At 74.8% G+C, this 12717-nt stretch carries 11 protein-coding genes and 1 pseudogene; 4 read left to right on the forward strand and 8 right to left on the reverse strand.

The annotated features are described in order from the left end of the window. Positions 1-31: 31 nt before the first annotated feature. Entirely contained in the window at positions 32-613 is a 582-nt protein-coding gene (locus T328_RS30215) for a M23 family metallopeptidase (RefSeq protein WP_496499395.1), read from the forward strand. Between the two features lie 56 nt (positions 614-669). Here the strand turns inward: T328_RS30215 and T328_RS30220 are convergent, their stop codons facing one another. From T328_RS30220 to T328_RS30235, 4 genes and pseudogenes are all read right to left on the reverse strand, one after another. Then, positions 670-3636 carry an AfsR/SARP family transcriptional regulator gene (locus tag T328_RS30220; RefSeq protein ID WP_496499396.1) on the reverse strand — a complete coding sequence of 989 codons (2967 nt, stop codon included), beginning with the start codon at positions 3634-3636 and terminating at the stop codon, positions 670-672. Positions 3637-3804: 168 nt separating this feature from the next. Continuing rightward, a pseudogene (locus T328_RS30225) lies at positions 3805-3957 on the reverse strand (nuclear transport factor 2 family protein); the annotation flags it as partial. A gap of 33 nt (positions 3958-3990) precedes the next feature. Then, positions 3991-4617, reverse strand: a complete 627-nt coding sequence (locus tag T328_RS30230; RefSeq protein ID WP_496499397.1) for a hemerythrin domain-containing protein — start codon at positions 4615-4617, stop codon at positions 3991-3993. Then, entirely contained in the window at positions 4614-6272 is a 1659-nt protein-coding gene (locus T328_RS30235) for an MFS transporter (protein WP_496499398.1), read from the reverse strand. Before T328_RS30235 ends, T328_RS30230 begins: the two co-directional genes overlap by 4 nt. Positions 6273-6449: 177 nt before the next feature. Here T328_RS30235 and sigJ point away from each other — a divergent pair, with 177 nt between their 5' ends. Then, positions 6450-7430: an RNA polymerase sigma factor SigJ gene (gene sigJ / locus T328_RS30240; RefSeq protein WP_496499399.1), complete on the forward strand. Its 981-nt coding sequence runs from the start codon at positions 6450-6452 to the stop codon at positions 7428-7430. Between the two features lie 228 nt (positions 7431-7658). On the opposite strand, the gene T328_RS30245 is transcribed toward sigJ, so the two are convergent. The 3 genes from T328_RS30245 to T328_RS30255 form a co-directional block, all read right to left on the reverse strand. After that, a complete protein-coding gene (locus T328_RS30245) occupies positions 7659-8528 on the reverse strand; it encodes an RNA polymerase sigma-70 factor (RefSeq protein ID WP_496499400.1) in 870 nt (289 codons plus the stop codon). After that, the gene (locus tag T328_RS30250) at positions 8525-9121 is read right to left on the reverse strand and encodes a carboxymuconolactone decarboxylase family protein (RefSeq protein WP_496499401.1); all 597 of its coding nucleotides are present in this window, start codon (positions 9119-9121) and stop codon (positions 8525-8527) included. Before T328_RS30250 ends, T328_RS30245 begins: the two co-directional genes overlap by 4 nt. Positions 9122-9340: 219 nt before the next feature. Beyond that, on the reverse strand, positions 9341-10231 hold the full coding sequence (locus T328_RS30255; RefSeq protein ID WP_496499402.1) for a hypothetical protein: 891 nt from the start codon (positions 10229-10231) through the stop codon (positions 9341-9343). A 72-nt stretch (positions 10232-10303) separates the two neighbouring features. On the opposite strand from T328_RS30255, the gene T328_RS30260 reads away from it, so the two are divergent. Together T328_RS30260 and T328_RS30265 are read left to right on the forward strand one after the other, a co-directional pair. Continuing rightward, positions 10304-10936: a helix-turn-helix domain-containing protein gene (locus tag T328_RS30260; protein ID WP_496499403.1), complete on the forward strand. Its 633-nt coding sequence runs from the start codon at positions 10304-10306 to the stop codon at positions 10934-10936. Beyond that, positions 10933-12192 carry an MFS transporter gene (locus tag T328_RS30265; RefSeq protein ID WP_496499404.1) on the forward strand — a complete coding sequence of 420 codons (1260 nt, stop codon included), beginning with the start codon at positions 10933-10935 and terminating at the stop codon, positions 12190-12192. Before T328_RS30260 ends, T328_RS30265 begins: the two co-directional genes overlap by 4 nt. Here the strand turns inward: T328_RS30265 and T328_RS30270 are convergent. After that, positions 12189-12692: a MarR family winged helix-turn-helix transcriptional regulator gene (locus tag T328_RS30270; RefSeq protein WP_496499405.1), complete on the reverse strand. Its 504-nt coding sequence runs from the start codon at positions 12690-12692 to the stop codon at positions 12189-12191. The two genes, T328_RS30265 and T328_RS30270, sit on opposite strands and share 4 nt — an antisense overlap. Positions 12693-12717 lie beyond the last annotated feature (25 nt).

A 12717-nucleotide genomic window follows, 5' to 3' on the forward strand; every position in this document is an offset into this window, starting at 1 on the left:
TCGCCGGGTCACCGACGACAAGGGGAGAACCATGCGCAGACGTTTCCGCCCACTGCTCGCCGCGGTGAGCGCGGCCGCCGCGGTGGCCGTCGCGACCCCGGTCGCCATCGCCGCGCCGCAGGCCGGTACGTCGGCGGATAGCGCGGCGCCGCTGGCCCGGCCCGGGTTCAGGATGCCCTTCATCTGCGGCCAGACCTGGCGCGGCAACAACTGGAGCGGGCACAGCCCGGGCCACTCGATCGACTGGAACCACTACGACGCGAACGGCAACCCCGACGACCTCGGCCGCCGCGTGCTCGCCAGCGCGGGCGGCGAGGTCGTCGCGTCGTACTACTCCACCGGCGACGGCTACGGCAACACCGTCGTCATCGCCCACGGCGACGGCTGGCGGACGCGGTACGCGCACCTGAAGGAGCGCACCGTCGCGCGCGGCGCGCACGTGAACCGCGGCCAGGTGATCGGGAAGGTCGGCGCCACGTCCGCGATCTACGAGTTCAGCCCGCATCTGCACTACGAGCAGATCCACGACGGCTCCGTCGTCGTCGCGGTCGTCCAGGGCGTCCGGTGGAACGACTTCCTGGACCGGCGGCTGAAGAGCACGAACGGCTGCTGACGCGCGTCCGCGTGGAGCGGGTGCGGCGGTCTCCCGCCGCGTTCGCTCTACGCGCGTCACCCCTGGCCGGAGTGCAGCGCCCGCAGCTTCGCGTGCACCGACTCGGCCCGGTCGTGCGCCTCCAGCCGGCGCCAGGTGGACAGCGAGCGGTGGAAGTAGTGCCGCGCGGTCTGCACCCGTCCCGTCGCGTGGTGCAGCTCGCCGAGCAGGCAGGCGAGGCTCGCCTCCGCGCGCCGGTCGCCCAACTGCCGCTGTACGGCCAGCGCGTCGGCCAGCAGCGCGGACGCCTGTCCCGCGTTGCCGCGGCGCAGGCACAGCTCGCCGATGCTCTCCTGTACGTAGGCCGCGCAGTGCGTGTCGGCGAGGTCGCCGAAGATGTCCAGGGCGCGCTCCAGCTCCGCCTGTGCCAGGTCCGGCTCGCCACGCAGGTCGTGCAGGACGGCGATGCGGCGGCGGACCTGCGCCTCGCGGTGGCGGTCGCCGAGGTCGCGGGCCAGCTCCAGCGCTCCGTCCAGCCACGACGCCGCGGCCCGCGGGTTCTTCCGCTCCAGCCATACGGACGCGATCGCGTTGCGCGCGACCGCCTCGCCGTGCCGGTCGCCGACCTCCCGGAACCCGCGCAGCGCGGCGGTGAACGTCGCCAACGCGGCGTCGAGGTCGCCCAGGATCCGGTGCACGGATCCCTCGCCGGACGCCGCCACCGCCTCCCCGGCGGCGTGGCCGGCCGCCCCGAAGAGCGCGCGGGCCCAGGCGAAGGACGTGCGTGCGTCGGCGTAGCGGTCGCGGTAGAGGTGCAGCTGGCCGATGTTGCGGAGCAGCGCCGCGGCCCGCGCGTCCGACGGGGTCGGTATCGCGTCGAGCACCAGCTGGTGCGTGCGCAGCCAGTCCGCGTAGTAACCGCGCAGGTCGAAGAAGCTCGCCAGCTCCAGCGCGAGGTCGGCGGCCTGCGTGACGCGGCCGAGCCGCAGCGCGGACTCCACCGTGGCGACGAGGATCCGGCGCTCGGTCTCGAACCACTCGACGGGACGGGCCCGCACGGCCCGGGTGATCTCCGCGCTCGGCCCGGCGGGCCAGAGCGGCCCGTCCGGCCCGTCCGGCCCGCCCGGCGCGGGCTCTCCGCGCACGCCGAGGAACCGCGTGGGCATCGCCGCGTTCGCGGCGCGGGCGAGTGCGGTCAGGGCGTCGACGATGCGGAGTTGCTGCCGCCGGCGCACGGTGAACGTGTCGGCGTCGGCCAGTTCACGCGCGTAGCAGCGCAGCAGGTCGTGCATGCGGTAACGCTGCAGTCCGAGCCCGTCGGTGCCCACGGCCTCGATCAGGTGCCGGTCGGCCAGCGTGGTCAGCGCTTCGGCGGCGGCGTCGTCGGCGGCGTCGGCATCAGCGACGTCGGCGTCGGCGCCGCCCATGGCGACGGCGACGAGCCAGCCGCCCACCGGCTCGGCGGGCAGCCGGCCGAAGGCGCGGAAGGCCGTGGCCGCGGCCTCCGGCAGGTGCCGGTAGCTCAGCTCCGCGCTCGCCCGCACCTCCAACTCGCCCGCCTGCAGCTGGTCGAGCCGCCCGCGCTCGTCCTGCAGCAGGTCGGCCAGCGTCGCCGCGGTCCAGGCCCGGCGGTTCGCCAGCCGCGACCCGGCGATCCGTACGGCGAGGGGCAGCGAGCCGCAGCCGGCGAGCACCCGGTCCGCGCCGGCCGCGTCGCCAGCCAGCCGGTCCGGCCCGGCGACGGCGCCGAGCAGGGCACGCGCCTCGTCCTGTTTCAGCTCCCCGAGCGAGAAGTGGTGCGCCGGCAGGTCGGGCATCCGGTGGCGGGAGCTGACGAGCACGGCCGACCCTCCGGTGCCGGGCAGCAGGGGGCGTACCTGCGCGCCGTCGGCCGCGTCGTCGAGCACGATGAGGAAGCGGCGCTGCGCCAGGCGCGAGCGGAGCAGCGCGGCCCGTTCGCTCCGCTCGGCGGGGACGGTGCTGTCGACGACGCCGAGGCCGCGCAGCATCTCGGCCAGGACGTCGGCGGGGTCGCGCGGCCGGTCGCTCAGCCCGCCGAGGTCCACGAAGAGCTGGCCGTCGGGGAACGCCGCCCGGGCCCGGTGCGCCACGTGCACCGTCAGCGCGGACTTCCCCGACCCCGGCGGGCCCGACATCGCCACGACGACGGGCCGCCGGTCGGCCGCCGCCAGCAGCTTCTCCAGCGCGGCGGTCTCGGCCGTCCGGCCGGTGAAGTCCGGTACGTCCATGGGTAACTGGCACACGGGCGGGAGCGCCGCCGCGTGCCGCCGGCCGGCGTACCCGCCCACCTCCTCGCCGACCGCCCGCAACGGCCTGCTCGGCTCGGTGCCGAGTTCGGCGGCGAGGATGCGCTCGGCCTCGGCGTAGGCGGAGCGCGCCTCGGTGGTACGACCGGAGTCGTGCAGCGCGCGTACGAGCATCCGCCACAGGTCCTCGCGCAGCGGGTCCTCGGTGAGCCGGGTGCGCAGCTCGGCCAGGAGGAGCGCATAGTCCCGCAGCCGCAGCCGGACCCCGAGGCACTCGTCGACCGCGGTCCCGCGCAGCTCCTCCAGCCTGGTCACGGCGGGGTCCCAGACCACGCTGGCCGGTACGTCCTGGAGCACGCCGCCGCGCCAGAGGCCGAGGGCCGACTCGTAGCCGTGCAGGGCGGCGACGTCGTCGCCGCGGTCGCGCGCCGCGCGGGCCCGGTCCAGGTGCCGCTCGAAGAGCAGGATGTCGACGTCGTCGGGCGCGAGGCCGAACGCGTAGCCGGACGGCTCCGTCCGCAGCCCCGCGGGGGAGATCCCCGCGGCGGACAGCGCCCGGCGCAGGGTGCGTACGTAGGTGCGGATGTTGGCGACGGCCGACGGGGGCGCCCCGCCCGGCCACAGCACCTCCGTGAGCATGTCCACGGAGACGAAGCGACCGGGCTGCAGCAGCAGTGTGGCGAGCACCGACCGCGGCTTCGGCCCGCCGATCCGGATCGGGACACCCGCCGCCCACACGCGCAGCGGCCCCAGGAGTCCGAACGTCGGCTCCCCCATCCACGTACCTCCGTGTCGGCGGCGTGTCGGCGGCGACGCGCCCCGGACCCGGAACCGCATCGCCGACGGCCTCGACAGTCATGGACATGACCCACGGTGTCAACCCCGCCCCGGCCCACCGGACGTGGCGCGGGAGCCGGGCGGGGCCGCACGGAGGCGGTGCCGGCGTCAGCCCGGGACGCGGTCGAGGAAGCCGAGTACGGTACGGATCCTGCCGTCCTCGGCCAGCGTCACGACGTCGAATCCCTGCACCGGCGCCGAGCCGTCGGGCGCGATCAGCTCCCAGGTGAAGCGGGCGGTGTCGTGGTGGCCGTCGACCGCGGGCGCGGGGCCGGGCGCAGGGTGGGGGGCTGGTCAGACGGCCCACATCGCGCGCCTGCGGTAGCGCGGCTCCCACAGCCTGCGGTTGAGGACCCGCACCGGCGGGGGCAGCTGCGCCAGGAACCGCTGCCGGTCGGCCGCCGGCATCGAGTCGGTGATCCACGGTACGTAGACCGCCGCGCCCCGCAGTCCCTGGCGCTCGCGCATCCGGCCCGCGAAGACGCGCCAGTCGGCCGGCGTCAGCACCTCCTGGATGAGCGGCAGCGCGCTCTTCTCCTCGTGGTCCAGGTGTTCCACGAGCGACGTCCGCAGCTCGTCCACCCGCTCGGCGAGGTCGTCCGCCGGTTCCTCCAGGGCCGCGTCGACGGCGGCGAGCAGCGGGTCGAGGCGGGCGTGCTCCGCCTCCATGTCCGCCAGCAGGAGCCGGTCGTCGGGCCGGTCCGCCACCTTGTCCGCCAGGCGCGGCCACAGGGCGGCGTCCTCGACGCCGTGGTGGAGCAGCAGTTGGTGCGTGAAGTTCGCCCAGCCCGCCAGGACCGGCGGGGTGTGCGCCGTGCCGGTGACCGCGGCGGCGTGGAGCCGGTCGAGGTCGCGGCGGAAGGCGTCGTGGGTCACGTACATCATGGTGAAGTCGATCGTTCCGGACGGCGTGGCGGTCATGCGGTGTGCCCTTCGGTGACGGGTGCTTCTTGTTCGGATACGGGTTCCGGGCCGACGGCAGGCACGCCGTGTCCGGCCGCGGACGGGCCGGTGTGGCGGCTGACGACGAGGCAGGCGGCGGCGCCGACGAGGAGCACGGCGACGGCGACCAGGACGGTGGGACCCATGGCGGCCACGAAGCCGTCGCCGAAGACCTGGCCGCCCAGCTCCTCGATCCGCGTGGCCACGTCCCGCGGTACGTCCGCCGGCAGGCCCGCGCCGCCCTCGCCCTGCGCGGCGGCCACGTCGGCGCCGGCCGCGCCGGTGTCGGCGAAGCCGTCGACGAACGGCTCGCGGTAGCCGGCGGGCAGCTCCCCGGCCCGGTCGCTGGCCTCGTCGGTGAGCGAGGAGGCGAGCCGGGCCTGCAGCACCGCGCCGATCACCGCACCGGCCAGGACGGACCCGACCTGGCGCAGCGCGTTGTTGACGCCGGAGGCCGCGCCCGACAGCCGGGCGGGCACGTTGCGCATCACCTCGGTGGCCATGGGGGCGAAGGTGCAGCCGGCGCCCAGCCCGACGAGCAGCAGCGGCGCCGCGATCTCCGCCCAGCCGGCCCCGGCGTCGGCGGCGGCGACCACCCACAGCAGCCCGCCCGCCCAGGCCAGCAGCCCGGACATCAGCACGTACTTGCCGCCGACCCGGTCGGCCAGCACACCGGCCGGGCCGGCCGTGATCATCGAGCCGAGCGCCATCGGCAGCAGCACCAGACCGGACTTCAGCGCGCTGAAGCCGAGCACGGACTGCAGGTAGATCGTCAGCGGCAGCAGCATGCCGACGATGCCGAACGACACGGTGACGCCGACGAGGTTGAGCACTGAGAAGTTGCGGTCCCGGAAGAGCGACAGCGGCACCAGCGGCTCGTCGTCCTGCCGGCGGTGCTCGTAGCGCAGGAAGACCGCGAGCAGCGCGGCGGCGGCGCCGACGAGCGTCCAGATCCCCGCGTTCCAGTCGTACCGCTCCCCCTCGATCAGCGCGAAGGCGAGGCAGAAGAGGGCGGCGGAGGCGAGCAGCACCCCGACGAGGTCGAACCGGTGCCGCACGGTGCGCTGCGCGCCCGGGATGACCGCCATCGCCAGGACGAGCACCAGCGCCCCGAGGGGCAGGTTGACCAGGAAGATCCACCGCCAGTCCAGTTCGCTGATCAGCACCCCGCCGACGATCGGCCCCAGTGCGCCGGAGACGCCCGCGACAGCGCCCCAGACGCCCATCGCCTTGCCGCGCTTGTCGGCGGGGAAGACGTCCGCGATGATCGACAGCGTCTGCGGCATGAGCAGCGCCGCGCCCAGCCCCTGTACGGCGCGGAACGCGATCAGCTGCGCCGCGTCCTGGGCGAGGCCGCAGGCCAGGCTGGCGGCCGTGAAGAGCGCCACGCCGGCGACGAACAGGTTCCGCTTGCCCCGCAGATCGCCGAGCCGACCGGCGGTGATCATCAGGACGGCGAGCGCCAGGGTGTACGCGTTGACGACCCACAGGATCTCGTCCAGCGACGCGTCCAGGTCGTCGACCATGTCGGGGATCGCGATGTTCACGATCGTCAGGTCGAGAAGCGTCATGAAGAATCCGAGGGAGAGCGTGAGCAGGATCGCCCACGGATTCCCACGCCATTTTTGCAGCACGTTCTTTCCTTTCCGCCTTGCCGTGACCTGCCTCCAGGAGGGCGGCGGGGGCGAGGGGTGTGACATCCGGGCCGCCGGATGAGGCGTGGACCACACCGACGGCCCCGGATGTCACACTCGGGAGGGTGTGACCCCTCTGTAGGCGCGGGGAACCGCACTCACGCAGCAGGAGGGAACATGGCGCACGACACGGCGTCCGCGTCCGAAACGGCGGCCGAGCCGCGGCGGACCGGGACCCAGATCTTCGTCGACCACCGCGAGCTGCTGTTCTCCATCGTCTACACGATGCTCGGCAGCGTCGCGGACACCGAGGACGTGCTGCAGGAGACCTGGCTGTCGTGGACCGGGAAGCGCGCCCGGGCGGCGGCGTCCGCGCAGATCGAGAACCCGCGCGCGTATCTCGTACGAATCGCGGTCAACCACGCGCTCGCCCGGCAGGCCCGCATCCGCGACCGCCGCGAGACGTACGTCGGCGCCTGGCTGCCGGAGCCGCTGCTGACGGGGCCGGCCGGGGAGGGCGCGGATGCCGTGGACGCGGCCGAGCAGACGTTGCGCACCGAGTCGGTGTCCCTGGCGATGCTGGTGGTGCTGGAGACGCTGACGCCGCTGGAGCGGGCGGTCTTCGTCCTGAACGAGGTGTTCGGCTACGCCCACACCGAGATCGCCCAGGTCCTCGACCGCACGCCGGCCGCGGTCCGGCAGGTGGCCCACCGCGCCCGCGAGCACGTACGCGCCCGCCGCCCGCGCTACGAGGCGCACCCCCGGGTGCGCCGGGAGGCGACGGAGCGGTTCGTCGCCGCGGCGCTCGGCGGCGACGTCGAGGCCCTGATGGAGGTCCTGGCGCCGGACGTGACCGTGTGGACCGACGGCGGCGGCAAGAGCCGCGGCGCGGGGCTGCTCCCCGTGCGGGGCCGGGAGAAGGCCGCGCGCCTGCTGTCGGGCTACTCCTCGTCGCGCCGGCGGCCGGAGGAGTTCTCCGTCCAGTACCGGAGCGTCAACGGCGACCCGTCCGCGGTGGTGTACGCGGGCGATTCCCCGTACGCGGTGATGGTCATGGACCTCACCGCGGACGGCGAGCAGGTGTCGGACGTCTATATCGTTTCGAACCCCGAAAAACTCACCCACGTCCGCGCGCACGAAGACCCGGACCCCGCCTGACGGTTCGACCGGGGTGGGTGGGGGCGTGCACTCGGGCGGTCGATGGCTTGCGGAGGTGTCACGGGGGGCCGTTGCCGGGCGAACGGCTACCGGGACGTTTCCGGGGCCCTGCCGGGAGGAGGCGGTGGTGGAGTGCTACGGCCGTGAGGTCGCACGGCGCCCGCCGGACGCCGACGGGGCCGCCGGCTCCGTGCGCGTACGCCGGTACGACACGCGCCGGGACTGCCGCTAGCGGGTGAGTTCGGCGGGGTGGTCGATGCGGGTGAGCTTGTGCGGGTTGCGTACGACGTAGATCCGGGTGATCTTCCCGTCGGCCAGCTCCACGCTCACCGCGGCCGGCTCGCCGCCGAAGTCGAGCCGGCCCGCGGGGGTGCCGTTCAGCAGGACGACGGCGGTCTCCAGCGGCAGCCGGTTCGCGTTCGCGAGCAGCTCCGCCACCCGCCGGGCGCCGTGGACCGGGGTCAGCACGGCGGCCACGATCCCGCCGCCGTCGGCGACCATGACCACGTCCGGGGCCATGACCTCCAGCAGCTCCTGCAGCTCCCCGGTGCGCAGCGCGACCAGGAACCGCTCCAGCACCCGCCGCTGCTCGGATCTGCTCACCCGCACCCGCGGCCGGCGGGCCGCCACGTGCAGGCGGGCGCGCCGGGCGATCTGCCGCACGGTGGCCGCCGGCTTGCCGACGGCGTCGGCGATCTCGCCGAATGGCACGTCGAAGACCTCGCGGAGCACGAACACCGCCCGCTCGGTGGGCCCGAGCGTCTCCAGCACGGTGAGCATCGCCATCGACACGCTCTCCGCGAGCACGACGTCCTCGGCGACATCGTGCGTGGTCAGCAACGGCTCCGGCAGCCATTCGCCGACGTAGTCCTCGCGCCGGCGCGACAGCGTGCGCAGGCGGTTGAGCGCCTGCCGGGTGACGATCCGTACGAGGTACGCCCGCGCGTCCCGCACCTGTGACCGGTCCACGCCGTCCCACCGCAGCCAGGACTCCTGCAGGACGTCCTCCGCGTCCGCCGCCGACCCGAGGATCTCGTAGGCGACGGTGAACAGCAGGTTGCGGTGGGTGACGTAGGGGTCGTCGGTCGTGCTCTTCATGCCGCGGCGGGACCCTCACGGTGCTCGGGGCTTCCCGGGCCGCCGGGGCGGGTGGCGAGTGGGATCTCGCAGGCCGCGGAGTAGCCCTGCGACGTGATCCCGTGCGCGACGTTGACCCGGGTGGCCAGGTTGACGAACCCAATGTAAGCGGTCAGTTCGACCAGCGCCGCCGGGCCGAGCTGCCGCAGGAGGCTCGCCGACTGCTCGTCGGTGACGGTCGGCGGCGTGGCCGACATGGCCTCCGCGTACCCCAGCACCTCCCGCTCCAGCGGCGAGAAGACGTCCGACTCCCGCCACCGCGGCACCTGGCTCGCCTTGGCCAGGTCCAGGTCCTCGTTCTGCGCCTGGAAGTAGCCGGCGTCGAGGCACCAGCCGCAGCCGACCTGCGCGGCGACCGCCATGTGCGCGAACGACTTCAGGCTCGCGTCGGCGGCGTTCCACTCGGCCAGCCTCGCCGAGAACTCCAGGGTGGACGTGGCCACGTCGGGGTTGTTGTACGACACCTCGACGGGCTCGGGCACGCTGTCGAACCGCTGTGCCACGGCCGCCTTCAGCTCGGCCGGCAGGTCCGCCTTCGGAATGCGTACGGTCACGGTCTCTCCCTCGTCAGATGATCCGGTCCCCATCCAGACACCGCCCGCGGCCCGGGCGTGACATCGGGGGGCGCCGCATCCGGGCCGCGGGCGCCTGATCGGGAGACGAGGTCCTGCTCGCTGCGGGCCGCCGCGCCGGGTCCGCCGCCGTCGGACCCTCCGCACGCCGCCACCGGCGGCAGTACCGCGGCTGAGGCGGCGGCTGCCGGACGGGTCGGCTCAGGTGCCCGCTTCGGTTTCCAGACCGGCGGCCTTGGCCGCGGCCCTGTCGGCCGCCCTGCGGGACTCCCGGGTGGCCCGGGCGGTGGCGGTCAGGGTGCGCCGGGCCCGGGCGAGGGTCTCGCGGGCCTCGGTTTCGGCCTTCTCGGCGGCCCTCAGCCGGTCGGTCAGCTCGGCGACGTGGGCGGTCGCCTCCTCCAGGCGGGCTTCGGCCGCGTCCCGCCGGGACTCGTCGCGGCGCAGGTCCTTGTCCCGGTCGCGGGCCTCGCGGTCAGCGGCCCGGGCTTCCTTACGGGCCCGGGTCAGCTCCTCGGCGCGGGCCTTGCCGGGGTCCCGGACGACCTTGAGGTGGCGCTTGCGGGCGGGGCGGGCGGCGGAGGTGGCCGGGGTGGCCGACGCGGCAGCGGTGCCCGCGGCGACCGGGAAGCCGGGCCGGGTGGTGAGGGGCCTGGCGAGGTGGCCGGTGGCCCACTCGCGGGCCGCGTCGGGGTCGGCGAGAACGGCGTGGAGGGTCGTCTCGACCTCGTGCTGGACGGCGTCGCCGACCGGCTGACCGGCCTCGGCGGCGAGCCTGCGGGCCTCGCGGGCGAGCTTGGCGACGAGGGCGTTGCGCTGCCGGGTCAGCTCGCGCAGCTCCTCGCCGGCAAGCCCCTCCTGCGCCGCGCGCAGGCCCTCCCCGAGCCGGCGCAGCGCGTCGACCTGCTCGGGCGCGGAGCGCACCAGCAGGTTGCCGGCCCACGCGGCGAGCGTCGGCCGGCGCAGCGCGGCGATCTCCTTGGCGAGCGCGGGCTCCTTGGCCGTACGCGCCGCCGCGACGTGCCGGCCGCGGGCGGCGACGAACTCGCCCGGCGGCAGCGCGTACAGCTCGTCCGCGACGCTCTCCAGGTCCATCGGTCACCCATTCTCCTCCCGATCCGCCCATCGGGCTTCTAAAGAAACCTTTCTAAAGATACCTTTAGATGCATGCCGGACCGCATCGACCTCACCGACGCCCGCGCCCTGCGCGCCTACGCCCACCCCACCCGGATGGAGCTGGTCGGCCTGCTCCGCCGCCACGGGCCGCTCACCGCCACCCGGGCCGCGGAGCTGACCGGGGAGTCGGTCGCCGGGTGCTCGTACCACCTGCGAATGCTCGCCAAGTACGGACTGGTCGAGCAGGCCGGCGGCGGGCGCGGACGGGAGAAGCCGTGGCGGGCCACGGCTCGGTCGACGCACTGGGAGGCCGCGTACGACGACCCCGCCGCGACGGAGGCGGTCGGGGACCTGACGATGGCCCAGGTGGAGGCGTACGTACGGAAGCTGGGCGCCGCACTCGCCGTCCGCGACCGGCTGCCGCGCGCGTGGCAGGCCGCGGAGTACTCCGGCGACTGGAGCCTGTATCTCACGCCCGCGGAGCTGACCGGGCTCACCGAGGAGATGACCCGGCTCCTGGCCCGCTACGACGACCGCTTCGAGGACCCCGCGCGCCGCCCCGAGGGCGCCCGGCTGGTCAGCATGCTCCGGCTGGCCTTCGTCGACCCGGCGGCCCCGGCGGCCCCCGCGGACCCCGCCGGCGAACCCTCGCGGCGACCGCAGGGCCCGCAACCCCCGTCATGACCCTCGCCGACCGCCTGCCCGCCGTCCCGGAGCTGCTCCGCAACCGCCCTTTCCGCCACTACTGGGCCGCCCAGAGCGTCTCCCTCCTCGGCGACGAGGTCCACCGCATCGCCCTCCCCCTCGCCGCCGTCCACCTCCTCGGCGCCGGCGCCGCCGACGTGGGCCTGCTCACCGCCGCGGCGCTGCTGCCCGCGCTGCTGTTCTCGATCCCCGCGGGCGCCTGGGCCGACCGCCGGCGCAGCCGCCGCCGGGTGATGATCGCCGCCGACCTGGGCCGGCTGGCCGCCGTCGCCTCCGTCCCCGTCGCGTACGCGCTCGACGCGCTCACGCTCCCGCACCTGTACGCGGCCGCCTTCGCCGTCGGCACCCTCGGCGCGCTCTTCAACGTCTGCGCCGGCACGGTGTACGTCGCGCTGCTCCCCGTCGAGCGCTACGTACAGGGCAGCTCACTGCTCAACGGCAGCCGGGCGCTGGCGTTCACGGCCGGGCCGGGGGTGGGCGGCGGTCTGGTGCAGGTGGTCACGGCACCGTTCGCGCTGCTGCTCGACGCGCTCAGCTACCTCGTCTCGGCGCTCCTCCTCGGCCGCATATCCCCCGCCGAACCCCCGCCCGCCGCACGGGAGAAGAGGCACGCGACGGCGGGCATCCGCTGGGTGCTCCGTACGCCCGCGGTGCGCGCCTGCGCCACCGCGACGGCGACGCTCAACTTCTTCAACTTCATCTTCCAGGCGCTGTTCGTGCTCTACGCGACGCGGGAGCTGGGCCTCGGCCCCGGGCTCCTCGGCGTCGTCCTCGGCGCCGGCGGCATCGGCGGCCTGGTCGGCGCGGTCCTCGCGGCCCGGATCGTGGCGCGGTTCGGGGTGGGGCCGGCGATGACCGCGGGGTTTGCCGGGTTCAGCGTGCCGCTCACCCTGGTTCCGCTGGCGCACGGGCCGACGCCGCTGGTCGCCGGGATGCTGCTGGCCGCGGAGTTCGCCTCCGCGTTCGGCGTGATGATCCTCGACATCTCGGCGAACTCCTACTTCGCCGCGGCCATCCCCGACGAGCTGCGCTCCCGCGTCCTGGGCGCCTTCCAGACCGTCAACTTCGGCGTCCGTCCGCTCGGCGCCCTCGCGGGCGGGGCGCTCGGCAGCGCCCTCGGGCTGCGCCCGACGCTGTGGGTGGCGACGGTGGGCGCGGCGCTGGGCGTGCTGTGGCTGCTGCCCTCGCCGGTGCCCCGTACCCGGCGGCTGCCCGACCGCGCCGCGACGGCCTAGCGGGAGCGCTCGCAGACGGAGGCGGGCCAGCGGCCCGCCATCACCCTGCCGAGCATGTCGCGGAACGCCTCGCGCTCACTGTCCGTCAGCGGCCCGAAGAAACCCGACTCGACCTCCGTGGCCACCTTCTCCGCCGCCGCCAGCGCCTTCCTGCCGGCCGCGGTGAGGTGGAGCTGATACCGCCGCCGGTCGGCGGGGTTGCGCTTGCGCTCGACGTGCTGGTTGCGCTCCATCTCGTCGACCACCGCGACCACCGTGGTGGGGTCGAGATTGAGCAGATGGCTCAGGTCCTTCTGGGACAGCTCGGGTCCGCTGGCCATCGTCGCCAGCATGAGGAAGTAGCGGCTGCGCATACCGACGCCCGCCACCAGCCTCTGCTCGACGTCCTCGTCCAGCAGCATCGCCGCCTTGTGGAGCAGGTATCCGGGGCGCTCGGCGACTCGGAAGTCGCTCCGGAGCCGCTGTGCCTGCTCATGCCCGGCGGTGCTGTGGAGCGCCACGAGCCGAACCCCCTTCAACCGTTTG

The organism is Streptomyces sp. CNX435, assembly GCF_059570575.1.